General features: G+C 67.9%; 25 protein-coding genes. 6 read left to right on the top strand and 19 right to left on the bottom strand.

From position 1 onward, the window contains the following. The first annotated feature begins 216 nt into the window (after positions 1 to 216). The gene (locus A5789_RS30725) at positions 217 to 627 is read left to right on the top strand and encodes a hypothetical protein (RefSeq protein WP_231956664.1); all 411 of its coding nucleotides are present in this window, start codon (positions 217 to 219) and stop codon (positions 625 to 627) included. Between the two features lie 35 nt (positions 628 to 662). On the opposite strand, the gene A5789_RS30720 is transcribed toward A5789_RS30725, so the two are convergent. From A5789_RS30720 to A5789_RS30695, 6 genes are all read right to left on the bottom strand, one after another. After that, the gene (locus A5789_RS30720) at positions 663 to 1,463 is read right to left on the bottom strand and encodes a lysoplasmalogenase (RefSeq protein WP_082857324.1); all 801 of its coding nucleotides are present in this window, start codon (positions 1,461 to 1,463) and stop codon (positions 663 to 665) included. Between the two features lie 57 nt (positions 1,464 to 1,520). Then, the gene (locus A5789_RS30715; protein ID WP_063017320.1) at positions 1,521 to 2,579 is read right to left on the bottom strand and encodes a beta-ketoacyl-ACP synthase III; all 1,059 of its coding nucleotides are present in this window, start codon (positions 2,577 to 2,579) and stop codon (positions 1,521 to 1,523) included. A gap of 69 nt (positions 2,580 to 2,648) precedes the next feature. Beyond that, entirely contained in the window at positions 2,649 to 3,194 is a 546-nt protein-coding gene (gene pyrE, locus A5789_RS30710; protein ID WP_064905623.1) for an orotate phosphoribosyltransferase, read from the bottom strand. Between the two features lie 6 nt (positions 3,195 to 3,200). Further along, the gene (locus A5789_RS30705) at positions 3,201 to 4,022 is read right to left on the bottom strand and encodes an SDR family oxidoreductase (RefSeq protein WP_063017322.1); all 822 of its coding nucleotides are present in this window, start codon (positions 4,020 to 4,022) and stop codon (positions 3,201 to 3,203) included. A gap of 69 nt (positions 4,023 to 4,091) precedes the next feature. Next, positions 4,092 to 5,438, bottom strand: coding sequence for a hypothetical protein (locus A5789_RS38145; RefSeq protein ID WP_227463215.1), 1,347 nt, complete (start codon positions 5,436 to 5,438; stop codon positions 4,092 to 4,094). Positions 5,439 to 5,563: 125 nt separating this feature from the next. Beyond that, a complete protein-coding gene (locus A5789_RS30695; protein ID WP_064905622.1) occupies positions 5,564 to 6,385 on the bottom strand; it encodes an alpha/beta fold hydrolase in 822 nt (273 codons plus the stop codon). Positions 6,386 to 6,460: 75 nt separating this feature from the next. On the opposite strand from A5789_RS30695, the gene A5789_RS37070 reads away from it, so the two are divergent. Beyond that, positions 6,461 to 7,288 carry a helix-turn-helix domain-containing protein gene (locus A5789_RS37070; protein WP_064905620.1) on the top strand — a complete coding sequence of 276 codons (828 nt, stop codon included), beginning with the start codon at positions 6,461 to 6,463 and terminating at the stop codon, positions 7,286 to 7,288. Positions 7,289 to 7,320: 32 nt separating this feature from the next. On the opposite strand, the gene A5789_RS30685 is transcribed toward A5789_RS37070, so the two are convergent. Then, positions 7,321 to 8,205 (bottom strand): DUF5666 domain-containing protein, encoded by an 885-nt coding sequence (locus A5789_RS30685; RefSeq protein ID WP_063017330.1) that lies wholly within the window; start codon positions 8,203 to 8,205, stop codon positions 7,321 to 7,323. A gap of 174 nt (positions 8,206 to 8,379) precedes the next feature. Beyond that, positions 8,380 to 10,947 carry an ATP-dependent chaperone ClpB gene (gene clpB / locus A5789_RS30680; protein ID WP_063031653.1) on the bottom strand — a complete coding sequence of 856 codons (2,568 nt, stop codon included), beginning with the start codon at positions 10,945 to 10,947 and terminating at the stop codon, positions 8,380 to 8,382. A 273-nt stretch (positions 10,948 to 11,220) separates the two neighbouring features. Here clpB and A5789_RS30675 point away from each other — a divergent pair, with 273 nt between their 5' ends. After that, entirely contained in the window at positions 11,221 to 12,378 is a 1,158-nt protein-coding gene (locus tag A5789_RS30675) for an FAD-binding oxidoreductase (RefSeq protein WP_030516672.1), read from the top strand. A gap of 125 nt (positions 12,379 to 12,503) precedes the next feature. Continuing rightward, positions 12,504 to 13,289, top strand: a complete 786-nt coding sequence (locus A5789_RS30670; RefSeq protein WP_081879635.1) for an FAD-binding oxidoreductase — start codon at positions 12,504 to 12,506, stop codon at positions 13,287 to 13,289. 10 nt (positions 13,290 to 13,299) lie between these two features. On the opposite strand, the gene A5789_RS30665 is transcribed toward A5789_RS30670, so the two are convergent. From A5789_RS30665 to A5789_RS30630, 8 genes are all read right to left on the bottom strand, one after another. After that, positions 13,300 to 14,469, bottom strand: coding sequence for a globin domain-containing protein (locus tag A5789_RS30665; RefSeq protein ID WP_064905617.1), 1,170 nt, complete (start codon positions 14,467 to 14,469; stop codon positions 13,300 to 13,302). A gap of 383 nt (positions 14,470 to 14,852) precedes the next feature. Then, positions 14,853 to 15,248 (bottom strand): heat shock protein transcriptional repressor HspR, encoded by a 396-nt coding sequence (locus A5789_RS30660; RefSeq protein ID WP_063017334.1) that lies wholly within the window; start codon positions 15,246 to 15,248, stop codon positions 14,853 to 14,855. After that, a complete protein-coding gene (gene dnaJ / locus A5789_RS30655; protein WP_063017336.1) occupies positions 15,248 to 16,420 on the bottom strand; it encodes a molecular chaperone DnaJ in 1,173 nt (390 codons plus the stop codon). Before dnaJ ends, A5789_RS30660 begins: the two co-directional genes overlap by 1 nt. Positions 16,421 to 16,459: 39 nt before the next feature. Next, positions 16,460 to 17,104, bottom strand: a complete 645-nt coding sequence (grpE, locus tag A5789_RS30650; protein WP_063017338.1) for a nucleotide exchange factor GrpE — start codon at positions 17,102 to 17,104, stop codon at positions 16,460 to 16,462. Next, on the bottom strand, positions 17,101 to 18,942 hold the full coding sequence (gene dnaK / locus A5789_RS30645) for a molecular chaperone DnaK (protein WP_036506545.1): 1,842 nt from the start codon (positions 18,940 to 18,942) through the stop codon (positions 17,101 to 17,103). The genes grpE and dnaK overlap by 4 nt, the downstream gene beginning before the upstream one ends. A gap of 338 nt (positions 18,943 to 19,280) precedes the next feature. Beyond that, on the bottom strand, positions 19,281 to 19,931 hold the full coding sequence (locus tag A5789_RS30640) for a hypothetical protein (protein ID WP_064905615.1): 651 nt from the start codon (positions 19,929 to 19,931) through the stop codon (positions 19,281 to 19,283). Between the two features lie 99 nt (positions 19,932 to 20,030). Beyond that, positions 20,031 to 20,852 (bottom strand): DUF1707 domain-containing protein, encoded by an 822-nt coding sequence (locus A5789_RS30635; protein ID WP_063910898.1) that lies wholly within the window; start codon positions 20,850 to 20,852, stop codon positions 20,031 to 20,033. 9 nt (positions 20,853 to 20,861) lie between these two features. Continuing rightward, positions 20,862 to 21,935, bottom strand: a complete 1,074-nt coding sequence (locus A5789_RS30630) for a DUF1707 domain-containing protein (protein ID WP_193615632.1) — start codon at positions 21,933 to 21,935, stop codon at positions 20,862 to 20,864. A 149-nt stretch (positions 21,936 to 22,084) separates the two neighbouring features. Here A5789_RS30630 and A5789_RS30625 point away from each other — a divergent pair, with 149 nt between their 5' ends. Next, positions 22,085 to 22,321: a hypothetical protein gene (locus tag A5789_RS30625; protein ID WP_146098834.1), complete on the top strand. Its 237-nt coding sequence runs from the start codon at positions 22,085 to 22,087 to the stop codon at positions 22,319 to 22,321. 31 nt (positions 22,322 to 22,352) lie between these two features. After that, complete coding sequence (locus tag A5789_RS30620) at positions 22,353 to 23,513, top strand: zinc-binding dehydrogenase (protein WP_064905629.1); 1,161 nt, start codon at positions 22,353 to 22,355, stop codon at positions 23,511 to 23,513. 4 nt (positions 23,514 to 23,517) lie between these two features. On the opposite strand, the gene A5789_RS30615 is transcribed toward A5789_RS30620, so the two are convergent. From A5789_RS30615 to A5789_RS38135, 3 genes are read right to left on the bottom strand one after another with little or no spacing between them, the layout of a single operon-like run. After that, the gene (locus A5789_RS30615) at positions 23,518 to 24,375 is read right to left on the bottom strand and encodes an RNA polymerase sigma factor (RefSeq protein WP_063017364.1); all 858 of its coding nucleotides are present in this window, start codon (positions 24,373 to 24,375) and stop codon (positions 23,518 to 23,520) included. 44 nt (positions 24,376 to 24,419) lie between these two features. Beyond that, the gene (locus tag A5789_RS38140) at positions 24,420 to 24,866 is read right to left on the bottom strand and encodes a hypothetical protein (RefSeq protein WP_227463216.1); all 447 of its coding nucleotides are present in this window, start codon (positions 24,864 to 24,866) and stop codon (positions 24,420 to 24,422) included. Next, positions 24,863 to 25,306, bottom strand: coding sequence for an alpha/beta fold hydrolase (locus tag A5789_RS38135; RefSeq protein WP_227463217.1), 444 nt, complete (start codon positions 25,304 to 25,306; stop codon positions 24,863 to 24,865). The genes A5789_RS38140 and A5789_RS38135 overlap by 4 nt, the downstream gene beginning before the upstream one ends. Positions 25,307 to 25,400: the final 94 nt, after the last annotated feature.

Raw genomic sequence — 25,400 nt, 5'->3', positions numbered from 1 at the left:
GAATCGAGACCAACCCGCGTTGGAATGCGGACGAGGTCTTGCTGGCGGTAGAGATTCTCTCCCCCGGGTCGCGGCGCCCCGCCCGGATAGCACATAACGGACAGACACGTTTCGGCCAACCGGCCGAGACGGTGGTCCCCGCCGATCGCCCGACTTCGCCAGCCGCAGCCAGGCCCTTCGCCGCCGGGGACCGAGCCGTATCGGACCGTGCTCGGGGTGACGGTCGGGTATGTGATCGTGCTCGGGGTCTGGCTGGGGTGGGTGCATCAGCACACGCCGCCGGGGACCGAGCCGTATCAGATCATGGCGATGGTGGGGGCGTTCGGATCGTGTGTGGGGATCGGAATGTTGCTGGCGCAGCGGCCGTCGCGGTCGGATCGGCGGTTGTTGCGGCACGGGCTGGAGGGGTGGGCGACCATCGAGGGGGTGCATCCGCTGCAGTACACCGATCACCACACGGAACTGACCGAACTCGATCTGGAGCTGACCGTTCCCGGTTCGGAAACCTATCGGGGCACGGTCGTTTTCGACGTCGCACCGATCGACCGGCCGAGAATGCATGTGGGTGAGACGATTTCGATCCGAGTGGATCCGGCCGACCGCGATCGGATCATGCTCTGCCTGTGAGCAGCCGCCCGCGCGGTCGCGCGATGGCGGTGGGTTCAGTCGAAGTGGGTCGGCGCCGTCAGCAGATACTGCGCACCGGCATAGGTCGCGAGGATGACGGCCTCGCTCGCGCGGCGCGACCGTGTCGTCCGAGCGAAGAGGCGACGCAGCACGATCATGCCGTCGGAGAGTGTGAACAACAGCGCACCCAGAGCCAGGCGGCTGCGCGGGTCGCTTTCCGGAACCACGGTCCCCGCAACGACTTTCGCGCCGGGAGCCAGGGCCGGATCGGAGGCGAGAGTCGCCGCCGTGCCCAGTGTCGCACCGTAGGCGGTCAGCGGCGCGGCGATGCGGGGCGCGCGCGCCCGCAACAGCATGGCGGCGCCCAGCCACGCGAAAACCCGGGGCGCCGCGACCATCGGCTGCGGCCGCGCACCGCGCCGCCACCACAGCGCCGAGTATCCGCACTGCATGACCGCGAAGGCCGAAGCGCCCGCGACCAGACGGCGGTCGTCGTCGGGATCTATCAGGAGTACGTCGCCGACGGTGGCCGCCGCCAGCGACCCGAGCAGAAGAGCCCGATCGGACTGCGGCGATCCCCGGTCACCCGTCGGGCGAGCAGGCTCGGCATCGCCATGGCCGGCCGCCTCGGAGGCATGCTCGCCCCCTCGCCGGTCCGCCTCACCAGCGGAGATTTCACCAGCGCTCGACGCGCGGCCGGCCTGGATCGCATCGGCCGCCAGCAGGGGCATGAGCAGCGGCTTCGTCGCCCACTGCCACCGGTCCCGCCCGGTGGCCGCGCCGAGGACGGTGATCAGCGCGGCACCCACGTACGCAGCACGGAACGGTCGCGCCATTCGGAATCTCCTCATCAATCCACGACGACGGTGGACCGGTGCGACGGTCGCGGCCGGTCAGAAACTGGGTTCGATCGGCTTGGGCGGGAGGGTGACCACCTGCCCGGCATAGCTCAGCCCGGCGCCGAAGCCGAGCAGCAGGGCCAGCTGTCCGCCCTTGGCCTTACCGGTCACCAGCATCTCCTCCATGGCCAGCGGGATGGACGCGGCGGAAGTGTTGCCGGTGTTCTCGATGTCGTTGGCCATCGGGATGTCGTCGGCGAGGCCGAGATTCTTCTTCATCAGCTCGTTGATGCGCGCGTTGGCCTGATGCGGCACGAAGACCTCGATATCCTCCTTGGCCACGCCCGACACCTCCAGTGCGGTCGACAGGGCGCGGGGCAGAGTGACTGCGGCCCAACGGAATACGCGCGGCCCCTCCATCCGCAGCGCCATCCGGCCCACCGGCTCCACCTCGGGATCGGTGCCCTGCAGTCGCTCCGCCCGGTCCATGTAGTCGAAGAAGTTGACGTCCTGGGAGATCGCCTCGGCGCTCTCCCCGTCGCTGCCCCACACCGTCGGGGAGATGCCGTTGACGTCGCTGGGGCCGACCACGACCGCACCGGCGCCGTCGCCGAAGATCATGGCGGTGCCGCGGTCGGTCGGGTCCAGGCCGACCGTCATGGTTTCCGCGCCGATCACCAGCACGTATTCGGCGGAACCGGCCCGGATCAGATCGGCCGCCACACCGAGGGCATAGCCGAATCCGCCGCAACCGGAAGTGAGGTCGAAGGCCGGGATGCCGTTCATCCCGAGATCGAAGGCCACCGAGGGCGCGCCGTGCGGGGTGAGCTTGAGCCAGCTGGAGGTAGCCAGAATCAGCGCGCTGATCTTGCTGCGATCGATACCGCTGTTGATGACGGCCCGCTCCCCGGCGGCCGCCGACATGGAGCGCAGGGTCTCGTCACCGCTGATCCAGCGACGATTGCGGATGCCGGTGCGCTCGAAGATCCACTCCGGGGTGGAATCGAGAACCTCGCAGACGTCGGCGTTGCTGACGACACGCTTCGGCCGGTATGCCCCGATGCCGAGCATCGCAACATTCTTGCGACCCTCGTTGATTGCAATGCTCACCACAGGAGACTCACTCGACCCTTCACGCTGTCGTACATAAGACCAGCGTCCAGGCTAACCCAGGCCCAAATATCACCCCAGAGCCAGATCCTTCAGGCCCAGAATGGAGCGGTACTCCAGTCCCTCCTCGGCAATCACCTGGTCGGCGCCGGTCTCGCGATCGACCACGGTGGCGACGCCGACCACGGTCGCACCGGCCTCGCGCAGTGCCCGGACGGCGGTCAGCGGCGAATTGCCGGTGGTCGTGGTGTCCTCGACGACCAGCACACGCTTACCGGAGATTTCCGGCCCCTCGATCTGGCGCTGCATGCCGTGCGTCTTGGCGGCCTTGCGCACCACGAACGCGTTCAGCGGGCGGCCGGGGGCGTGCAGCATCGCCAGCGCCACCGGATCCGCGCCCATGGTGAGCCCGCCGACGGCGTCGAATTCCCAGTCCGACACCAGCTCTCGCAGCAGGGCGCCGATCAGCGGCGCCGCCTGATGATGCAGGGTCGCCCGGCGCAGATCGACGTAGTAGTCGGCCTCCTTACCGGAGGACAGGGTCACCCGGCCGTGCACGACGGCGAGCTCCCGGACCAGCTCGGCCAATCTGTCGCGGTCGGTGGTGGATTCGATCATGTGGGTTTATGTCCTTCCCCGTGCGTTGAACATGCCTCGGTTGAGCCGGGTCACCAGATTCCGCGGGATCAGCCCGGCGACGGTGGTGAGCACCTTGTACTGCACCCCGGGCACACTGATCACCCGGTCCTTCTCCAAATCCTGCAGCGAACCGGACACCACCTGATCGACGTCGAGCCACATCGGCTTCGGTAGCGACGACATCTCGATTCCGGCACGCTCGTGAAATTCCGTGTGCACGAATCCCGGGCACAGCGCCTGCACCCGGACCCCGGTCCCGGCCAGTCCGCCGGCCAGGCCCTCGGTCAAGGATATGACGTAGGCCTTGGAGGCCGAATAGGTCGAGCCGCGGCCCGGTACCAGCCCGGCCACACTGGCGACGTTGACCACCGAACCCTTGGCGGCGGCGATCATCGGCGGCAGTGCGGCACGCGTCAATTGCAGCACCGCGGTGACATTGACATCCAGTTGGGCCTGCAATTCCCGCGGATCCACGGTCCAGAACTCACCCGAGATACCGAATCCGGCATTGTTGACCAGGAAGTCCACGCCCTCGCCGAGCCGTTCGGCGACGGTGTTTCGGTCCTGCTCGCGCGCCAGATCCGCGGCCAGGATCTCGCTGCGGGTATCGAAGCGGTGCTGCAATTCCGCGGCGAGGGCGGTCAGGCGTTGCTCGTCGCGCGCCACCAGCACCAGGTCGTAGCCGAGGGAAGCCAGGCGGGTGGCGTAGCCCTGGCCGATACCGGAGGTCGGTCCGGTCACCAGGGCGACCGGACGGGTGGCACCGGGGAGGCGTGCGGCCCCCGGATCTGCGGGGCTATCGGTCATGGGTCGTCAACCACCTAGTGTCGGGCGGATAATCCCGGTGCCCGGACACCGGTTCGCGAACCGGACCGGTCACCGCGGTGCGGGGCCCTGATAGGGACGGAACCCCGGATGGAACGGACCGCCCGGCCGCTGCGGCAGCTCGTCCTCGGCCTGCGGTTCATCGGAATCTGCTGCGGCCGAATCGTTTTCCTCGTCCTCGAGGAATTCCTCGGCGGGCGGCCAGTTACGGCGGACCCGGTTGCGGGGATCCGGCACCACCGCGAGCGCCGGGCGGCGCGGCGGCTGCTGCTCGGCCTCGCCCGCGAGATCGCCGACCGGCGCGGCGATCACACCGGACTCGCGGTCCGCCGAATCGGATGCCGGGCGCTCACCGGAGTTACGAGTGTCGCCGGGGCGGGTATCGCCGGGGCGAGGGCCGGCCGGTGCGTCGGTGCCGCCACGAGCGATGTTTCCGCGGTCGATACCGTCCACGTTCTCGTGCGCGAACCGGCTCCGGCCGCCGTGTGCGTCGCCGTCCCGGGGCCCGGATGCGCGCTCGTCACGGAAATCGCGGTCGTCGTCGAACCGGTCGCCTGGACCTTGCTCGTCGTCGAACTCGTCGTCTTCATAGCGCTCGAACCGGTCGCCGTAATCCTGATCGCGGAAGTCGCGGTCGGCCCGGTCGTCGTAGCTCTGGTCCCGGTAGCTCTGGTCGGCATAGCCCTGCTCGCGGTAGCCCTGGTCGGCTTCACCGGGTTCCTCGGCATTCGGGCGCGGACGACCGGGATCGTGCTGATCGGATTCCAGGCGGCCGCGGTCGCCGCCGGCCACCGGCGGCAGCACGTGCAGCAGACCCGAGAGCCGCAGCACGGCATCGATCGCGGCCTCCCAATCCTTGGACGCGGTGCCGACCGGCAACATGCCCAGCGTCCAGTTGCCCTCACTCCACAACTGCTGCACGGTGTGCGGCAGTGTTTCGATGAAGTGGACCATCCGCTGGTCGACGGCGTGGCGGGCGACGTCCGGATTGGTGGCGAAGACCACGCGGTCGCCGATCGCGCCGAGCAGTTCCAGATCGGCGTCCTTGGGCGGGGCGGCGGTTTTCAGGCGCAGGTCGATATCGATGTCCGAGCCGATCTGGCGGCGCACGGCGACCAGCGTCGCGGCGTCCTCCAGATCGAACAGAACGAACTTCTCGCCCTTGCGATTACCGGAAACCACATCGATCGCGGACAGATACCCCAGTTTGGCCATCGCGCCCCGCCGCCATGTCGATGCCAGCGAAGGTTCGACCGAAACGTAGGTGTATCCCTGGGATTTGGCCCAGACCTGCCGTACGTGTCCGGTCCGCTGCCGCTGCACGCGATCGAAATACAGCAGTACGATCGCACCTACCAGTGCGATCGCCGCGAGGCCGAACCAGATTGCTGCTGTCATCGCACCTGAGTCTAGTGGGTTCGGGTGCAATTGCTCGCGCCCGTTCGTCCCGCGGTTCGCGCCTGCCTTCCGACGTCACACCCCCGAGCGGGCACGGCGGAGGCGCCGCACCCGCGGCGTCGCACTCACGGCGCGGGTGCGGTTGCCGAAACTCGTTGTGGGGCATCGTCGGCCGCCGCCTCGAGGAAGGTGCGCAGCAGCGCGGCGACCGCGGCGGGGTGGGTCACGGGCGGGGTGTGCGCGACACCGTCCAGCAATTCCAGCGGTTCCGCGCCGGGTAGCGCCGCGGCGAGGGCGGCGCCGGACGCAGCGGGAATGGGCAGGTCGGCGCCGCCGTGGACGACCAACGCCGGGGCGGTGATCTCGGCGAGGCGGCCGGCGATTCCGTCGGCGCCCATCAGCACACCGACCGCGCGAGCGAGTCGATCGGCAGGCTGCCGTCGTATCCGGGCCAGCCAATGCTCGACCGCCGCGGCGTCACCCAGCAGCAGATCGAGAACCGCGCCCCCGGTCGCCTCGACCGCACCGGCGGCGAAACCGTCCCGGATGCGAGCCATTTGTTCCAGCGCCGGGCCGAGGAACGGATCCGCGGCGGTATCGATGAGTGTCAAGCTCCGAATACGTGCCGGGGCCAGCAGGGCCGCCCGCAGCGCGGTGAATCCGCCCTGCGAGTGACCGACGATGTGAGCGGCCGGCACGTCGAGCGCGTCCAGGACGCGCAGGGCGTCGCGCGCGGCGTCCCAATAGGTGAAGGGCAGACCGTCGTCCTCGGTATCACCGTGCAGCCGGAAGTCGAAGCGGATGCTGCGGTAGCCGGAGAGGTTCGAGACGACGCCGTCCCACATGGTCGAGTCCATGAGGTTGCCGTGCAGGAAGAGTACGGCCGGGCCGGTGCCGCCGGAGTCGCGGAGATGGAAGCGCCGGGCGCGGGTGGCGAGGGTGTTCATCGTGCTCCGTTCTGGTCGGATATCTCCATCCCACTCCGCTCAGGACGCCATGACGAGGTAGTTTTACGACCAGTCATGGTCGAAACAGGTCAACACGTACTCGGCGTCGGCTACGCACCCGCTGCTGCGGGCCGTGCGGTCGAGCTGCGGCGCCTCCCGGATGTTTTCCGGGGCGTGGTGCGGCACCGGCCGGTTCGCCCGGATTTCCACGTCGTCGGTGTGATCACCGGTGGCGCGGGCCGCCATGCCGTCGACTTCCGGCCGGACGATCTGGCCGCGGGCGCGGTGTTCTGGTTGCGGCCCGGACAGGTTCATCAGGTGCTCGATGCCGACCGGCTGCACGGAACGGCGATCCTGTTCACCCCCGACGTCTTCGCCCCCGGCAATCGGATCGCGACGTTCGCCGACGATGCGGTCCGGCCGAGCCGATGGGCGGTGGATCCGCGAGATCCGCACGTCACGACGGCACTTCGACATCTGGAATTGGTGCTCGCCGCGCCGTCGTGCGCTCGCGATATCGCCGACGCACTTCGCCTGGCGCTCACCCCACTGGTGGCCGCGGCGCCGGGGGCTGCGGCGGACAACGGGCCGGTGTCCGCGGTCTTCGCGCGTTTCGCGGCGGCGGTCGAAGCCGAATTTCCACGACGGCATCGGGTCGGCGACTACGAGCGGGCCGTGCACGCCGGCACCAAGACCATCGACCGGTCGGTGCGCCGGGCCCGGGGTATCAGCGCGAAGCGGTATCTCGACGAACGACTGGCGCTGGAAGCCCGCCGCCGCCTGGCCACCACCGACGTCACCGTCGCAGCGCTGGCGCGCGAACTCGGTTTCTCCGAGGCCACCAACTTCGTGAAGTTCTACCGCCGCATGACCGGCACGACCCCCGCCTCCGTGCGGCAGTGACGACGATCCCGCCGCAGCGATGCGGAGGCGGATTACCTCGGCAACTGGGTGCTGATGATGATCTTCGCCTTGATGGACCCGTCCGGGTTCTTGTCGCCCTGCACGACCACCATGTCGCCCTGTTTCAGATCGGAGACCTTTCCGGATCCCATCGAGATCACCTGGGTCTGCGCGTCCGTGTGCACGGTGACCGAGTTGCCCAGCATCGACTGCAGCATGATGGTCGTTCCGTCGTTGCTGTTCACGGTCCCCATGGTCGCCCCGAGACCGTCGATGTCGCCGAGGCCCGGTAGCTGCGGGAGGCTGGGTTGCGCACCGCCGGACGGGTTCGGCGGGACGACCGGTACGCGCGTCGGCGCGGGCCGGCCGGTGGCGGCCGCATCGGAGGACGAGGAGTCGTTGCCGGCGAGCAGCAGGCCCGCGGCGATGCCGCCGAGGACCACGAGAACGAAGACGGCCGCGGTCAGCGCGATCCACAGGCCGGTGCGGTGGCGCCGCGGCGGTTCGACGGGCAGTCCGGTCGGGCCGACTGCTCCCTGGGGGCCGGTGGGGCCGGGGGCGCCGGAACCGTAAGGGGGGTATTCACCCGGTTCGCTGTACCCGGATTCGTAGGCGCCCCATTGGCTGTCGTAGGGCGGAAGTTCGCGGGTCGCGTTCGGGCCGGGCGATTGTTCGAAGTACCGGCCCTCATATTCGGGATGGGACGGGAATTCGTAGGGCGCGGTCTGTTCGTAGGGCCCGGGATGTCCGTAGGGGCGAGTGCTCTCGTACGGCCCGGGGCTCCGACCGTACGCTTCCGAGTATTCCGTCGTGTGGTCAGCGCCGTCGTCCGGATGCCGGCCCGATGCGCCGAGCTTCTCGGTCGGCGTATCGGGTGAATCCGGACGCTGCGCCCACGGGTCGCTCGGATTCGTCATGCTCACCAGGGTAGGTGCAGATCGGCGTTGCTTCAGCGAAGTGCGACAACCTCGGAAACCTGAGCGGGCGGAATCCGAAACCTGCGCGGGCGGAATCCGGCGGATACGCGGGGCGCGGTGTGCGATTCACTCACACACCGCGCCCCGTTCATCGAATCCCGGACGGCTCGGTCGTCACCGTCCGACGATCAGCCCGTCGCCGTCGGGTGCGACGTTGACCTTCACCAGGTCGCCGTCGGTGACCTCACCGGCCAGCAGCTCCTTGGCGAGCGAATCGCCGATGGCCTGCTGGATCAGCCGGCGCAGCGGCCGGGCGCCGTAGACCGGGTCGTAGCCGCGCACGGCCAGCCAGAACCGCGCCGAATCGCTGACGTCCAGCTTCAGCCGCCGCTGCGAGAGCCGCTTCTGCAGCTGCGCCAACTGGATGTCGACGATGTTCTCGAGCTGTTCCTCGTTGAGCGCGGAGAACATCACCACGTCGTCGAGGCGGTTGAGGAATTCCGGTTTGAACGCCGAGCGCACGGCGTTCATCACGAACTCCTTGTCGCCACCGGCACCCAGGTTGGAGGTGAGGATGAGGATGGTGTTGCGGAAGTCCACCGTGCGGCCTTGGCCGTCGGTGAGCCGCCCCTCATCCAGTACCTGCAGCAGGATGTCGAAGACGTCGGGGTGCGCCTTCTCGATCTCATCGAACAGCACCACCGTGTACGGCCGTCGCCGGACCGCCTCGGTGAGCTGACCGCCCTGGTCGTAGCCGACATATCCGGGCGGGGCGCCGACGAGGCGAGCCACCGAATGCTTCTCGGAGTACTCGCTCATATCGATGCGGGTCATCGCGCGCTCGTCGTCGAACAGGAAGTCCGCGAGGGCCTTCGCCAGCTCGGTCTTACCGACACCGGTGGGTCCGACGAACATGAACGAGCCCGTCGGCCGGTTGGGGTCGGCGACCCCGGCCCGGGCGCGGCGCACCGCGTCGGAGACCGCGGTGACGGCCTCGGCCTGTCCGACCACTCGATGCCCGAGTTCCTCCTCCATCCGCAGCAGCTTCTGGGTTTCACCCTCGAGCATGCGGCCGACCGGGATGCCGGTCCACGAGGAGACCACTTCGGCGATGTCGTCCGGACCGACCTCCTCCTTGAGCATCACCTCGTCCTCGAGGCTGCCGCTGCCGGCCTTGCCCGCGTTCTTCTCGGCCTCCGCGAGCTGCTTCTCCAGCTGCGGGATGCGGCCGTACCGCAGTTCGGCGGCCTTGCCGAGATCACCGTCGCGTTCGGCGCGCTCGGATTCACCGCGCAGCGATTCCAGCTGCTCCTTGATGGTGCGGACCGAGTCGATGGCCTGCTTCTCGTTCTGCCAGCGCGCCATCAGCTGGTTCAGCTTCTCGCGGTCGTCGGCCAGTTCCTGGCGCAACTTGTCGAGTCGCTGCTTGGAGGCCTCGTCGGTTTCCTTGGCGAGGGCGACCTCCTCGATCTCGAGGCGGCGCACCGCCCGTTCGACCTCGTCGATCTCGACCGGCCGCGAGTCGATCTCCATGCGCAGCCGCGAGGCCGACTCGTCGACCAGGTCGATCGCCTTGTCGGGCAGGAACCGCGAGGTGATGTAGCGATCGCTGAGGGTCGCGGCCGCCACCAGCGCGGAGTCGGTGATCCGCACGCCGTGGTGTACCTCGTAGCGCTCCTTGAGTCCGCGCAGAATGCCGATGGTGTCCTCCACCGACGGCTCGCCGACCAGCACCTGCTGGAAGCGGCGCTCGAGGGCGGCGTCCTTCTCGATGTGCTGACGGTATTCGTCGAGCGTGGTCGCACCGACCAGGCGCAGTTCACCGCGCGCCAGCATCGGCTTGATCATGTTGCCGGCGTCCATCGCCGATTCGCCGGTCGCGCCGGCGCCGACGATGGTGTGCAGCTCATCGATGAACGTAATGATCTGTCCGGCACTGGATTTGATCTCCTCCAGCACCGCCTTGAGCCGTTCCTCGAACTCACCGCGATACTTCGCGCCGGCCACCATCGCACCGAGGTCCAGCGAGACCAGCGTCTTCCCGCGCAGCGATTCCGGAACGTCCCCGGCGACGATGCGCTGGGCCAGCCCCTCGACGATGGCGGTCTTACCGACACCGGGCTCGCCGATGAGGACCGGGTTGTTCTTCGTGCGCCGGCTCAGCACCTGCACCACGCGCCGGATCTCGGTGTCGCGGCCGATGACCGGATCGAGTTTGCCCTCGCGCGCGGCGGCGGTGAGGTCCGTGGAGTACTTCTCCAGCGCCTGATAGGTGCCCTCGGGGTCCGCGCTGGTCACGCGGGTGTTGCCACGCACGGCGGTGAACGCCTCGCGCAGCGCGTCCGCGGTGGCGCCGTACTTCAGCAGCAGCTGCGAGACATCGGAGTCGCCTTCGGCGAGACCCACCACGACATGCTCGGTGGAGACGTACTCGTCACCGAGTTCGGTGGCGAGGCGCTGGCCGGCGGTGAGCGCGGCGAGCGCTTCCCGGCCGAGCTGCGGCTGCGTGGTGGCGCCGGTCGCGCGGGGCAGCCGGTCGACGATGTCCTGTGCCTCGCGTCGCACCGTTGCCGGGTCGACAGCGACAGCCTTGAGCAGGGGGGCGGCGATGCCGTCGGTTTGATCCAGCAGCGCCACCAGCAAGTGAGCCGGACGAATCTCCGGATTTCCGGCGGCCGAAGCCGCCTGCAGGGCAGCCGTCAGGGCAGCCTGAGTCTTGGTGGTGGGGTTGAACGAGTCCACGATCACCTTCCTACGGTCGTCTCGCGTTGTGGTCGGTCGGGTCCGGGCGGTCCGACTCTTCTGAGTAGTCCAACGCGGTAGGAGTTGAGTCTGTTCCGCTCAAGTTTGACATATTTCAGGAACCTGTGGCCAATCGTTTCACCCTTGGTGGATCTGGGTAAAGTGATCCGCTCATCACCGCACGACCACGGTTTTTTCGGGGATACTGGTCCGCGGGGGCCGACGACACGGCAGCTGTAGTCGGACACATTGAAGGAAAGGAAGCTCGACGTCGTGGATGCGCGTTCGGCAGCGCTGGTCCGCGCCAACTTCCGGTCGATCGTCGAGGCGCCGCAAGGGCCCGAACGATTGATCGGCGCGTTTTACAGGCATCTGTTCGCGGAGGCTCCCGGCCTGCGCGAATTGTTCCCGCACACGATGGATATGCAGCCCAAGCGGGTTGTCACCGCCATCCAGTTCGTGCTGGATCATCTGGAGAACTGGGACCGCGCGCAGCGGTTCCTGGAACAGTTGGCCCTCGACCACCGCAAATACGGTGTCGCGGCGGCACATTACGATGCCGCCGGACGCGCGTTGCTCGCTGCCTTCGTCACCTACAACGGTCCGCTCTGGACACCCGATCTGGAGGACGGCTGGCGCGATATCGCCATCCTGATCTCGGCCTCGATGGCCATCGGCGCCAATTCCGACACCTCGCGACCGTATTGGGAAGCGACGGTGGTCGGCCATCGGCGCGTACTCGACGACCTGGCGATCGTGCGCCTGCAGTCCGACGAGCCGATCCCCTACCAGGCCGGGCAGTACGTACCGGTCTCGATCCCGCAGCGGCCGAAGATGTGGCGGTATCTGTCCCCGGCCATTCCCACGAACCCGTACGGCGAGATCGAATTCCACGTCCGCAAGATCCGCACCGGCTGGGTCAGTCCCGCGATCGTCGGCGAAACCGAGGTCGGCGACACCTGGTTGATCGCCGGGCCGCTGGGCGGCCTGCACATCGACACCGAATCCCAGCGCGACGTGCTGATGATCGGCTCCGGGACCGGAATCGCGCCGCTGCGCGCGCAGTTGATCGAGATGGGCCGGCGCGGCGTGAACCCGCGTGTGCACTTCTTCATCGGCGGCCGCTATCCGTGCGATCTGTACGACGTGGAGAACATGTGGCAGCTGTCGCTGAGCAATCCGTGGCTGACGGTGGTGCCGGTCTGTGAGAGCGACACGAATCCGTGGTGGCATCCGCATCCGCCCGCGGACCCGCCGTACGGCATGCATCGGCGGCTGATCGGGAATCTGGGCGCGGTCGTGGCCAGCTTCGGCTCGTGGTCGGATCGGCAGATCCAGATCGCCGGATCGGCGCGGATGATCGCCGACACCAAGCGGGCCCTGCTGGCGGTCGGCACCCCCGAACACATCATCAGCGCCGACCCGGTGTGAGCGGCAATCGGTAGGCAACCCGGCGTCCGCGGCGTACCTTGGTGGGCGGGCGCGAGCGAACGGGACTGCGCCCGGCACAAGACTTTTCGGGGGCGGGAGCTGTCCCTCGGATCACAGGAGGAACGGTGACGTTGGGTCCGGATGAGACCGGGGAGATTCGGCTGGACGCGCCGACGGAATGGTCGTCGACCGTCGTCGGACATCATCGGCTGCGCCACGATCTCGCGGTGGTCCGGTTGATCGGCGAATTCGTCCCGTTCGAGGCGGGCCAATCGGTCGAGGTCCAGATTCCGCAGCATCCCGGTATGCGCCGCCGGCTGTCGCCCGCGCTGCCGCCGTCACTGGACGGCAAACTCGAATTCCACGTCCGCACCGTGCCGGGCGGATGGTGCAGCGGATCGATCGTCACCGAAACGGCTCCCGGCGACGAGTGGCGGATCAGCGCTCCCGCCGGGTGGCTGAGCGTCGACCCCGGCACCACCGACCTCGTGATGATCGCCGGCGGAACGGGTCTGGCGCCGATGCGCTCGCTCCTGCTGGATCTGTCCCGTCGCCCGGAGCCGCCGCGCACGCATCTGTTCATCGGCGGACGCAGCCCGCGCGACCTCTACGCCTCCGACATGCTCTACCTGCTCGCCGGCGAAATGCCCTGGCTCACGGTGATTCCCGTGGTCGAGAGGGCCGAGGACCCGAATTGGGTCGACCAGTGGTACGAGAGCTGCCGCGTGGATGTCGGATTCGATGTCGACGAGATGATGGAGGGCACGCTGGCCGATGTGGTGGGCGATATGGGCCCGCTGCTGCACCACCAGGTCCTGGTGTGCGGTTCGCCCGGAATGACCCAGGCCACACTGGAAGTGCTGGTCAATACGGGTACGCCGCCGGAGGCGATCCGCTTCGACGGGCTCTGATCCGCGCCGGCTAGAACAGCGGATCGTGGCGAATGTTCTCGGTGGGCGTGCCCGCCGCCATCAACCGGAATTTGGTGGTCTGCACCGTACTCGGTGATCCGACGATCTGGACATCGCAGTCCGACCAGTCGCCGCCGCGGGCCACGACCGCTCCGATCTGTCCCGTTTCGCGCGGCGCTATGCCCGGAAGATCGGGCTCGACACGTTCCGGATGGTAATACCACCAGGGGTTTTCGTCGCTTTCGGTGACGGGAACGACGGTGAGCCATTTGTGCGCGACGGCCAGTTCGCTCAACGTCGGCAGATCGTAGAGATCGCACGGATGGTGTCCGCCGACGAACAGGTGGACCTTCGGATTGGACCGGCGTTGCGACATCGCCAGCAATTGCGCGCGCAGCGGAGCGATTCCGGTGCCGCAGCCGACCATCAGCATCTTGCGGCGCGTGTTGCGCGGCACCCCCAGCCCGCCGAGCGGCGCCCCCAGCAGCCACTGGTCGCCGATCGCGGTATGGCCGACCATCGCCGGACTGACCCAGCCGCCACTGACGCTGCGAATATGGAATTCGATCTCGCCTTGGGGATTCGCCGGAATCGCCGGGGACAGGTACCGCCACATCCGCGGGCGGGCCGGGATCTGCACACTCACATATTGTCCGGCCGCATAGGTCATGGGCTGGTCGAGCTGCAGCCGGACGACGGCCAGATTGCACAGCACCTCGCGATGTTCGACGACGGTTCCGGTCCAGACCGGCGGCGTCGTCTCCTGGTCGGCGGCGCCGATCATCGTCTGGGTGATCAACGCGAGGCCGGCGTCCCAGGCCTGTTCCACCTCATCGGTCCACAATTCGGTGCCGGCATGTGCGCGCAGCGCGCTCTTGAGCGAATTACCCACGGCCGCATAGTGTTCGGCTACCACACCGTATTTGCGATGGTCGCGGCCGAGCTGCGCCAGGAAGGGCAGCAGTTGCTCGGGCTCCTCCAGCCGGTCCACGGCATACCCGATGGCCTTGACCAGCCGGTCGCGCTGCACCTCCAGAGCGGCGGGGAAGAAATCCCGGAGCTGCGGATATTCGGTGAACAGCAGGGCGTAGAAGGATCGGGCGAGCTGTTCGGGGCCGCCTTCCTCCGCGGCCACCGCCTTGAACGTGGTTCTGATCAGCGCGACGGTCCGCGAATCCATCTGTCCACAACCCCATTTCGCACGTCGAACTCGGGCCGGTCCGGTGAGCGCGGTGCCGCCGGACACGCGGCGCAGCCGATGGAGACCGAGTGTAGGCGAGGTTTGCCGGGCGCGGGACGCACTGAAGGAACAACAGGGAGGTAATTCGGCCGAACCGAGGTCCCGGAGTGTGTAGGCCCCTGGAAACCGACTCAAAGACCGTGACACGCCATGTATTTCGGCGTATTCGAGAGTGGTTGTGCACGACTCGGTTTGCGATTTTCACATTTGCCGGGTGCATGCTGAGCGCCGGAACGAGGCCCGGATACACGAACAGCGCCCCCGATCCGGGGGCGCTGTCGCACGGTGTGTTCGGTCGCGGAACTGCACAGAGCCGAAACCGCCTACCGCCGTTTGTTGCGTGGCTGCCACACCACCAGTGCGGTACTGCGCTGCGGCGGAGCCATATCGGGCCGATGCCCGGCGCGCAGGCGTTCGACCTCGGCGGTCAATTCACCCACCCGCTGCTGCAACGCCTCGACCTGATTGGTGAGTTCGATGATCCGCTTGATCCCGGCCAGGTTGACGCCCTCGTCCTGGGACAGGCGCTGCACCTCGCGGAGCAGTTCCACATCCCGGGACGAATAACGTCGGCCGCCGCCGGAAGTGCGTTGCGGCGTAACCAATCCCAGCCTGTCGTAGGTCCGCAGCGTCTGCGCGTGCATTCCCGCCAGCTGAGCCGCCACCGAGATCATGAAGTACTCGGTGCCGGTTGCCCGATTCTTCGGATCACCGTTCATTAAGCACCTGCCCAACCTGCGCGCGGGTCGAACCCGCCGGCCTTCTCCGCCTCCGCGTAGCGCCGCAGCGCCTCGGTGGCTTCGTCGTCCAGCTTCTGCGGTACCGCGACCTTCACCGTGACCAGCAGGTCACCGGCGCCGCCGCCGCGCTTGGGCACACCGCGCCCGCGCACTCGCAGCGTCCGGCCGTCGGCGGTGCCGGGTGGCACCTTCACTCCGACTCTGCCTTCCAGTGTAGGCACGGAAACCGTTGTACCCAGCACCAATTCGCTGTAGCTGACCGGCAGCACCAGGGTCAGATCGTCGCCGTTGCGGCCGAAGACCTTGTCCTGGCTGACGTGCACGGTGACGTACAGGTCACCTGCGGGCGCGCCCCGCAGACCTGCCTCGCCCTGGCCCGCCAGCCGAATCCGCTGCCCGTCGCGCACCCCGGGCGGGATACGCACGGTGATGGTGCGGGTCCGGTTCTGGATGCCGGTGCCGTGACAGTCGGTGCACGGGTCGTCGATGATCGAGCCGGTGCCACGGCAGTCGTCGCAGGGTTCGCTGAACCCGAACGCGCCCTGGTTGCGGCTGATCACGCCGGTTCCGTTGCAGTGCGGGCACACTCGCGGGCTGGTGCCCGGCTTGGCGCCGCTGCCGTGACAGGTCGTACACGGCGACGGACTGGTCATCCGCAGCGGAACGGTCACGCCCTGGGCCGCCTCGCGGAACCCGAGAGTCGTCTCGGTCTCCACGTCGCTGCCCCGTCGCGGGCGCGACGTGGTCCGTGTGCCACCGCGGTTGAACAGGCCGCCGAGGATATCCCCCAGACCGCCGTCACCCGCGCCGGCGGCCGCACCGCCGAAGATGTCACCCAGGTTGAATTCGTTGGAGAAGCCGCCACCGCCGGTGTAGCCGCCGCCCGGGGCGTAGCCGCCGCGGCCGAAGCCGCCGCTGGCGAACAACCGCCGGGCCTCGTCGTACTCCTTGCGCTTCTCCGGATCGGCCAGCACGGCATGCGCCTCGCTGACCGCTTTGAAGCGCTCCTCGGCCTTGGTATCTCCCGGATTCTTGTCCGGATGCAGATCCCGGGCCAGTTTCCGGTAGGCCTTCTTGATCTCGTCCTGGGTCGCGCTGGAGGAAATACCCAGCTCTTTGTAGAAGTCCTTTTCCAGCCACTCCCGATTCACCGGGCATCTCCTCCTTCCGTCACATTGCGCGACTGTGTGTTACTCGGCACCGTCGGCATCTCGGCCGGCATTCGCAGTGTCCGACGAATCGGACAGATCCGCTACCCCATCGGTGACTCCGACCAGCGCATGGCGCAGGACGCGGTCGCCGAAGCGGTAACCCTTACGCATGACCACCCCGATCACCGGGTTGTGTCCCTCACCCTCGTGCTGCACGGCCTCGTGCAGGGTCGGGTCGAAAGATTCACCCTCGACACCGAATTCCTCGAGGCCCTGCTTCTGCAGCGCGTCGGCGAGCTTGTCCGCGACCGACTTCAGCGGTCCGGACTCGAGATCTCCGTGGGCACGGGCACGATCCAGATCGTCGAGCACACCGAGCAATTCGGTGACCACCGCGGCCTTGGCCGAGTCGATGGCGGCCTTGCGGTCGCGGTCGACGCGGCGGCGGTAGTTCGCGTACTCCGCGGTCAGCCGCTGCAGATCCGCAGTGCGCTCGGACAATTCGGCGCTGATGCTGTCGGCGAGGGCGTCGCCCTCGCCGGCCGAAGCGGAGGCCGAAGCCGTGTCGTTTCCGGCTACGGCCTCGCTCACATCACCCTGCGGAGCGGACGGTTTCCCGTCCTGGTCGATCTTTCGGTTGTCGACGATGGTGACCGGCTCCTCTTTCGGGTTCTGTTCCGTCACTTCTTCTCCGGCTCTTCCACGACCTCTGCGTCGACCACGGTGTCGTCACCGGCGGACGCGTTGCCCGCACCGTCGGCGGCGGCGCCACCCTCGGCAGCCGAAGCCTCGTAGATCGCCTGACCCAGCGCCTGCGATTCGGTGGCCAGCTTCTCCACCGCGGACTTCACCGCGGCGATATCGCTGCCCTGCAGGGCCTGCTTGGCCTCGGCGATGGCCGCTTCGACCTTCTCCTTGGTCTCGGCCGGCACCTTGTCGGAGTTGTCCGCGATGAACTTCTCGGTCTGGTGGACCAGCGACTCCGCCTGGTTGCGGGTCTCCGCCTCCTCGCGACGCGACTTGTCCTCGGCCGCGTGCGCCTCGGCGTCCTTGATCATCCGGTCGATCTCCTCCTTGGACAGGCCGGAGCCGTCCTGGATCTTGATCGTGTTCTCCTTACCGGTGCCCTTGTCCTTCGCGGTGACGTGGACGATGCCGTTGGCGTCGATGTCGAAGGTGACCTCGATCTGCGGCACGCCGCGCGGGGCCGGCGGGATGCCGGTCAGCTCGAAGGAGCCGAGCAGCTTGTTGTGCGAGGCGATTTCGCGCTCACCCTGGAAGACCTGGATCTGCACCGACGGCTGGTTGTCGTCGGCCGTGGTGAAGGTCTCCGACCGCTTGGTCGGGATGGTGGTGTTGCGCTCGATGAGCTTGGTCATCACGCCACCCTTGGTCTCGATACCCAGCGACAGCGGGGTGACGTCGAGCAGCAGGACGTCCTTGACCTCACCCTTGAGCACACCGGCCTGCAGGGCGGCGCCGACGGCGACGACCTCGTCCGGGTTCACGCCCTTGTTGGGCTCCTTGCCGCCGGTCAGTTCCTTGACCAGCTCGGAGACCGCGGGCATACGGGTGGAGCCACCGACGAGCACGACGTGGTCGATGTCCTTGACCGAGATACCGGCGTCCTTGATCACCGACTGGAACGGCGCGCGGGTGCGGTCCAGCAGATCGGAGGTGATCTTCTGGAACTCGGCGCGGGTCAGCTGCTCGTCGAGGAACAGCGGGTTCTTCTCCGCGTCCACGGTGATGTAGGGCAGGTTGATCGAGGTGCTCTGCGAGGAGCTCAGTTCGATCTTGGCCTTCTCCGCGGCCTCACGCAGACGCTGCAGGGCCATCTTGTCCTTGGTCAGGTCGATGCCCGAGCTGGCCTTGAACTTGTCGACCAGCCAGGTGACGATCCGGTTGTCCCAGTCGTCGCCACCGAGGTGGTTGTCGCCGGAGGTGGCACGAACCTCGACGACGCCCTCGCCGATTTCCAGCAGCGAGACGTCGAAGGTGCCGCCACCGAGGTCGAAGACCAGGATGGTCTGCTCTTTGTCGCCCTTGTCCAGGCCGTAGGCCAGCGCGGCGGCGGTCGGCTCGTTGACGATGCGCAGGACGTTCAGACCCGCGATCTGGCCGGCCTCCTTGGTGGCCTGGCGCTGCGCGTCCTCGAAGTAGGCGGGCACGGTGATCACCGCGTCGGTGATCTCCTCGCCCAGGTAGGACTCGGCGTCGCGCTTGAGCTTCATGAGGGTACGGGCGCTGATCTCCTGCGCCGTGTACTTCTTGTCGTCGATCTCCACGGTCCAGTCCTCGCCCATGTGGCGCTTGACGGACTTGATGGTGCGATCGACGTTGGTCACCGCCTGGTTCTTCGCCGGCTGCCCGACGAGAACCTCTCCGTTCTTGGCGAACGCGACGACCGACGGGGTGGTGCGCGAACCTTCCGAGTTGGCGACGACGACCGGCTCACCGCCTTCGAGAACAGCGATGACCGAGTTCGTGGTCCCGAGGTCGATACCGACCGCACGAGCCATAGTGGTTCCTCCTAGGTGATGTAACTGTGTGTGGTGCAGGGGCGACCCTGCGCGTGGCACTGTTCGTGCCGGCCGGACCTCGCCCCTGACACCGCACGGAGCACGGTCCTCAGCAACACTGAGCGTGGTCGGCTCAATCCTGCCCCCCGATCCCGTCGGAGTCAACCAGAGACTTGAGTCGCTTTCACTCAACCTTGCGTCGATCAGCTCAACGAGCGGGGCGGACGGTTCATTCCCGGCCAGACGAAAAAATTTCCCGGCCCACCGGAGAGCACGCGACGCTTACCGGGCCTGGTCCCTCGATACGCGGATGACCAGGCATTTCGACCATCCGATGCTCAGCCGGCGGCCGCGAGTACCCGGTCGGCGAGATCCTTGTCGAGGCTCACCCGAACCAGGGCGGCGGCCAATTCCGCGTCGTGGCCGGAAGGGCCGAGGCGGTCGAGGCGCTTCGGATCGGTCGACAGATGCAGCAGATCGGCACCCTTGCGGGCCCGGTCGTCGAAATGCGGGCGCACCCAGGTCCAGACATCCTGGACTTCGCGCAGGAAGATTTCGGCGCCGGTCGGGCCGATGCCCTTGAACTGCTGCAGCGATTCGGCCAGCCGGTCCGGGTCCCGATCCGCTTCGGCGGCCAGTTTCCGCAGATCACCGTGGTAGCGGTCGAGCAGGATGGTGGCGTTCTCACCGAGCCGGGTGGCGGTGGATTCGTCGTAGCGGCGGTAGTGGCCGCGCCCCAGCGCGTCGACGAGGTCCTGCCAGTCGGCCTCGGCGACGCGCTGCGGGGTGCGGTAGCCGCTCGATCTCAGTTCACGCGCGGCGGCGACCGCGATATCGGCGGTGATCCGGGCGCTCATGAGCTGGGCCAGCACCAGGAGCTGGAACAGCGGAGCGGGTTTGTCGGCGAGAGTGATTCCCGCCTCGGCCGCATAGGTGGTCCCCGCTCGGTCGAGCAGTTCCCGGGCGATCCGATCCTCGTTCGCGCTCATCTGCGACACCCCACTTTCGTCGACCCGGCGATTCACTATCCGGCTAACCCGAGACGCGCAGGTCAAACCCGCCGGCGAGGACGGCCGACGTCTCCTGCCTCACGGCTGGGATTTGTAGACCACCAGCGGTTCACCGGACGGCGCGACCACCAGATGCCCGCTGCGGGCGCCTTCGGTGAAGATGGTGACCGTCGGCGGGTGATCCGGCGCGGAGCTGTCGCGACCGATGATCAGATGGCTGACCTTCGTCTGCGGCGACCCGACGGTTCGCGGAGCTCCGGCCAGCAGGGCCGCCAATTTCGGCACATCGATCGTGGCGAGGTCGATCGGCTCGAGTTTCGGATCCCGGCTGCTGGTCGTCCAGGTATCGAATTCTCCCTTGTAGGAAGCTCTTTCGGAAATCGACCGATCCCCCGTGCGGGGCCGCTCGATCGAGGCGTTCTCCGGCATCAGCGTCACGTCGTCGGCGAGCAGATCGCCGTAGTGCTGACGGTAATCGGACAGAAACGCCTCGATACCGGCGGCGGTCGTCATATCCGGCGGGGTGTGGTCGGCGAGCGGACCGTCGTCGCTGCTCACCCAGCCGCAGAACATGCCGATCAGGGCCGCAGCCGCCACCGCACCGCCCGCCAGTACCCACCGTCGGGCACGCCGTCGTCGCGCCGGGCGCACGACGGGGGCGTCGGCCATATTGGCCGGAATCTGCAGATCGCCGATGACCTTCTCGACGTCGGCGAAGGTGCGCGCCCGCATCGCCGCGGCGGTGCGCCGCCCGTGCTCGGAGTCGGAGAGCTGACCGTCGTCGCGGGCGGCGTCCAGCAGTGCGCAGGCGTCGACGCGATCCGAATCACGCACGCGCAGACCGCTGTTCGCGGCCCCGGCCGGCGCGGCAGGTCGGCGGGATGTGGCGAAGGTTCCCATCGGCTGCACCTATGTGTGGAACGGGTAGACGCGAATCGGATCGCCCGCGGGCGTGGCTTCCAGGTATGCGTTCTCGTTGAACGAATTCCCGACGTAGATGCTGATCGTGGGCACCTTGGTGATGGTGTCGATACCCATGCCGATATGACTCACCGCGCCGCCGGGGACCTTCAGCAGCGGTACCGCCCGCGCGATCAGATCGCCCAGCGCGGACGTGTTCACCGCGGCGAGGTCGAATATCGGCTTGTCGGCCGAGCGGGTGGTGACGGCGGTCGAGGCCATGAAACCGCCCCGATAGGAGTAGTCGGCCACCCGATTCGGCTGCCGCGCCGAGGTGCGGTCGACCGACGCGAAATCGGGGAACAGGGTCAGGTCGTCGACGGTGGTGTCGCCGAATTTCGCCTGATAGTCGCTGCGGAACTTCTCGAAGCCGGCCACCGTGGTGAGGTCGGGTGTCTCGATCACCACGGGCCGTATCACCTGCGGCGCCGCGGCCGCGATCGGAGCGGGCTCGGGGGCGGCTCGATGCGTCAGCAGATATCCGCCGACCGCGGCGGCCAGCACGACCACCGCCGCGGCGCCCGCGAACCACGCCGTCCCGCTCTGTACTCCCGCCCGCGGATCGATCGGCGCCTCGGCCGGGCGCTGCAGGTCCGCGGTCAGTTCGGCCAGATCGCCCAGGGTTTCGGCGGCCGTGGTCAGATCGGTGAGGGTCTGATGTTCCTCCGCCGAGAGCTGACCGTCGGCCAGTGCGGTGTCGAGGGCACGGCAGGTTTCGGCACGGTCGGCGTCGCGGGCACGGATATAAGCCGGATAGCGGCCCGCTCGCCGGGGCGGGCCCGGCGGCTGTGTCCATTGCGCACCACCGGCGGGCGGTTGCAGGTCGTCGACCAGATTCCGCAGTTCGCCGACGGTCTTCGCGGTGGCCGCACGGTCGGACCGGTCGTGATATTCGTCGGCGCCGAGTTGGCCCTCGTCGAATGTGGCATCGAGCAGGGTGCGCGCTTGAACTCGGTCCATATCGCGGGCCCGCATGCTGCCGGGTGCGGGCATACCCGGCATTCCGGACCCAGAAGAGCTCACCCCTGGATGGTAGCGACTCGGCATCCGCATCACGGCGTGTCGGTGCGGGATTCGGGCGACCCCAGACCTCTGGGGTCTTTCCGGCAAATGGCGGCCGCCCATACAGTCGCGTCGATGTGGTCGGGGACCGATCGACTATGGAGGAATCGATGAAACGCAGTCTCGCCGCGGCCGGTGTGGCCGCCGCACTCACGACGGGCGGATTGTTCGCCGCCGGGAACGCGGCCGCCGCGCAGCCGGGCTTCACCGACGGCCCGATGCTGGGGTCCTCGGATGTGGGCTGCACCGAACAGGGCTGCACCTCGCCGCTGGTGAAATTCCTGCTGGTCGACCTGCTGGGATCTTTGGACAGTTTGTCCGCGGGTGTTCCTCCGCAATCCCGCTGATTCGGCCCATCCCGCGCGGTACCGTGCGGATATGAAGGCCGTGGTGTGTTCGGAAGGCAAGCTGGAAGTCGCGGATATCCCGGCGCCGAAACCCGGGCCCGGCCAGTTGGTGATCGCGGTGTCGCGATGCGGGATCTGCGGCTCCGATCTGCACGCCCGTCTGCACTGTGACGAACTGGCCGAGCTCGCGGCCGCCACCGGTTACCGGAATTTCATGCGCTCCCATCAGCGTGTGGTGCTCGGTCACGAATTCGTCGGGGAGATAGTCGAATACGGGTCCGACTGCCGCAAACGCTGGCAGCCGGGCACCCGCGTGGTGGCATTGCCGATCGTGCGCAACGGCCGCGATCCCGAACTGACCGGACTGTCGGAGCAGGCGCCCGGCGGCTACGCCGAACAGGTCGTGGTGCAGGAATCCATGACGTTCCCGGTGCCGAACGGGCTGGCCACCGACCATGCGGCGCTGACCGAACCGATGGCCGTCGCCTGGCATGCGGTGCGCAAAAGTCGGGTGGGCCGCAACCAGCCCGCGTTCGTGGTGGGGTGCGGGCCGATCGGCCTGGCGGTCATCAGCATGCTGCGCGCCGCCGGCGTGAAGAACATTGTCGCCAGCGACTTCTCACCGCGTCGCCGTGAACTGGCGCGCCGGTGTGGCGCCAACGTGGTGGTGGATCCGAATCTGGAATCACCGTGGACGGCCAACCCCGCGAAGGGTCGCATCTCCGGCGTCACCGATATCCTCAATCTCGGTTTCGACACCATGACGCGACTGCGCAGCATCCCGAAACTGCCCTGGTGGTATCTGTTCCGCCTCGCGCACAGCCTGGACGCGGCGCCGGGCGGGCCGGTGGTGTTCGAATGTGTGGGCGTGCCGGGGATCATCGACCAATTGCTCACCGACGCACCGCCTCTGACCCGCATCGTGGTGGTCGGGGTCTGTATGGAGACCGACCGTTTCCGGCCCGCGATGGCGATCAACAAGGAGATCGAACTGCGCTTCGCCTTCGGCTACGATCCGGGCGAGTTCCGCGACACCCTGCACATGATCGCCGGCGGTAAGGTCGACCCGGCTCCGCTGATCACCGGAACCGTGGGGCTGGCGGGTGTCGACAACGCCTTCACCGCCCTGGGCAGTCCCGAACATCACGCGAAAATCCTTGTGGACCCGTCGAGTTCGTCGTCCGACGTGTGATCGCTCAGCGGTCGAGCAGCGGGAAGCGTCCGGAATCGAGCAGTTTCGCGATCGCGTCCAGCCGCGCCGGCGGCAGTGCGTAGTCCGGGTGGGCACGCAGTATCGACGCGGCATCGTGCAGGCCGATCATCTGCTTCTCGGCATCGGCCGCGCTGCGGCCACCGGGCGCCACCGGATGACCGCCCAGGCCGCGTGCGCCGGGCCGCACCCGGCCCTGGTCGACGGCGGTCCGCACGCGGCGCGCGCAGCGGCACGGCGCTGCCGGATTCGCCACACCGCAGGTGGCGTTCAGGAAGTTGCCGAGCCGAGTCCTCGCCCGTTCCAGCCGTTTCCGATAGGCCGGGGCGCCGATGCCGAGAATCCACGCGGCCTCGGCCGAGCTCAGTTCGAAGACATCGGCGAGCACGAACGCGACCCGCTCGTCACGGGCGAGGCATTGCAGCATCGCCTGGCTGCAGACGAGCCGCACCTCGCGGGTGAGCACCGTCGCCTCGGGCCCCCGGTACTCCTGTTCGGCCAGCCCCTCGAGCAGATTGGCGGCGAAGCCGTCCAGGTCCAGCTGCGCCGATTCCTGCGGGCTGCGCCGGCGCTGGTTCAGCAGATAGTTGACGCCGATGCGATAGGCCCAGGTCGTCAGTTTCGCCTCGCCGCGCCAACTCGCGAGATTTCCGACAGCACGCAGCAGGATTTCCTGCACCGCGTCCTCGGCATCGGGCGGATTTCCCGTCATCCGTAACGCCAAGCGGTACAACGGATCCTGCAACAGCCGCACCACGTCGGCGATGGCGGTCCGGTCGCCGGCCACGGCGCGATCGACCAGTGCGGTCTCGGCCGCCCGCTCGTCGGGCCCGTCAACGCTCATCGACCTATCGTGCGGTGCCGCGAGCGGCACCGCAACGGCGCAGGTCACCGCGGCGTTGTCCGGACCGCGGTGCGGGGTTCGGTGAGCCGCGCGTCGCGCAGCCAGGTCGCCACGGCCGCGCCGATGGCGTCGGGACGGTCCTCGGGGGCGTGATGTCCGGCCGGACCGATCCCGACGACCTCGACCGCCGCGAAGGTCCGCCGCGCCCAATCCACCGCGTCCGACGATCCGAGGCCGACGCCGGCATCCACAGCCATCACCAGCTTGGGGATATCCGGTGTGGAAGCCATCCAGCGGCCGTAGTCGTCCATGACGGCGGCGACATCGGCGGGCTCTCCGTCGAACGGGATCTCGCGCGGCCACACCAACATCGGCCGCCGCGACTCCGGCGTCGGGTACGGCGCCCGGTACACGTCCAGATCGGCCGGAGTCAGGCTGCGCGCGCCGAACGGGAGATTGAATTCGATGAACATGTTGTCGCGCAGAATCATCTGCTCCCCCTCCGGTGACCGGAACCGACGGAACAGCTCCGCCCCCTGCTCGGCATCTCGGACCAGCGCAGCGGTCGCAGGAATGTCTCCACCACCGCGACGCCGCGCACCCGGTCGGCGTGGCGCGCGGCCCAGTCCATACCCAGCGCGCCGCCCCAGTCGTGCCCCACGAGCACCACCTCGTCCAGCTCCAGGGCGTCGAACCAGGCGTCGAGGTAGCGGGCGTGATCGGCGAATCGGTAGGCGATATCGGGCTTGCCCGAATCCCCCATGCCGATCAGATCCGGCGCGAGCACCCGGGTCAGCGGATCGACGTGCGGAATCACGTTGCGCCACAGATACGACGAGGTCGGGTTGCCGTGCAGGAAGACCACCGGAACCGGTCCGGTGCCGCTCTCGCGGTAGTTGACGAAGGAATCGAGAGTCACGACGGTCGGCATGATGTGTCCTCGGATCGGTGCCCGGCCGAGTTTTCGGCCCTTACATCCGGTTTCGACACGGGCAGGACGAGGTTGTGACCGGCCCCCGCTGTGA

It is taken from the genome of Nocardia sp. 852002-51101_SCH5132738, from assembly GCF_001665695.1.
Classification (GTDB): Bacteria; Actinomycetota; Actinomycetes; order Mycobacteriales; family Mycobacteriaceae; genus Nocardia; species Nocardia nova.
This window is presented reverse-complemented; position numbering and strand designations above follow the sequence as displayed.

What these genes read in the sequence shown, in the direction of transcription:
- A5789_RS30720 (WP_082857324.1), bottom strand. Translation starts at nt 1,463, where the DNA reads ATGGCGCGACCGTTCCGTGCTGCGTACGTGGGTGCCGCGCTGATCACC.
- pyrE (WP_064905623.1), bottom strand. Translation starts at nt 3,194, where the DNA reads ATGATCGAATCCACCACCGACCGCGACAGATTGGCCGAGCTGGTCCGG.
- A5789_RS30705 (WP_063017322.1), bottom strand. Translation starts at nt 4,022, where the DNA reads ATGACCGATAGCCCCGCAGATCCGGGGGCCGCACGCCTCCCCGGTGCC.
- A5789_RS38145 (WP_227463215.1), bottom strand. Translation starts at nt 5,438, where the DNA reads ATGACAGCAGCAATCTGGTTCGGCCTCGCGGCGATCGCACTGGTAGGT.
- A5789_RS30695 (WP_064905622.1), bottom strand. Translation starts at nt 6,385, where the DNA reads ATGAACACCCTCGCCACCCGCGCCCGGCGCTTCCATCTCCGCGACTCC.
- A5789_RS37070 (WP_064905620.1), top strand. Translation starts at nt 6,461, where the DNA reads ATGGTCGAAACAGGTCAACACGTACTCGGCGTCGGCTACGCACCCGCT.
- A5789_RS30685 (WP_063017330.1), bottom strand. Translation starts at nt 8,205, where the DNA reads ATGACGAATCCGAGCGACCCGTGGGCGCAGCGTCCGGATTCACCCGAT.
- A5789_RS30665 (WP_064905617.1), bottom strand. Translation starts at nt 14,469, where the DNA reads ATGGATTCGCGGACCGTCGCGCTGATCAGAACCACGTTCAAGGCGGTG.
- A5789_RS30660 (WP_063017334.1), bottom strand. Translation starts at nt 15,248, where the DNA reads ATGAACGGTGATCCGAAGAATCGGGCAACCGGCACCGAGTACTTCATG.
- dnaK (WP_036506545.1), bottom strand. Translation starts at nt 18,942, where the DNA reads ATGGCTCGTGCGGTCGGTATCGACCTCGGGACCACGAACTCGGTCATC.
- A5789_RS30640 (WP_064905615.1), bottom strand. Translation starts at nt 19,931, where the DNA reads ATGAGCGCGAACGAGGATCGGATCGCCCGGGAACTGCTCGACCGAGCG.
- A5789_RS30635 (WP_063910898.1), bottom strand. Translation starts at nt 20,852, where the DNA reads ATGGGAACCTTCGCCACATCCCGCCGACCTGCCGCGCCGGCCGGGGCC.
- A5789_RS30625 (WP_146098834.1), top strand. Translation starts at nt 22,085, where the DNA reads ATGAAACGCAGTCTCGCCGCGGCCGGTGTGGCCGCCGCACTCACGACG.
- A5789_RS30620 (WP_064905629.1), top strand. Translation starts at nt 22,353, where the DNA reads ATGAAGGCCGTGGTGTGTTCGGAAGGCAAGCTGGAAGTCGCGGATATC.
- A5789_RS30615 (WP_063017364.1), bottom strand. Translation starts at nt 24,375, where the DNA reads ATGAGCGTTGACGGGCCCGACGAGCGGGCGGCCGAGACCGCACTGGTC.
- A5789_RS38140 (WP_227463216.1), bottom strand. Translation starts at nt 24,866, where the DNA reads ATGATTCTGCGCGACAACATGTTCATCGAATTCAATCTCCCGTTCGGC.
- A5789_RS38135 (WP_227463217.1), bottom strand. Translation starts at nt 25,306, where the DNA reads ATGCCGACCGTCGTGACTCTCGATTCCTTCGTCAACTACCGCGAGAGC.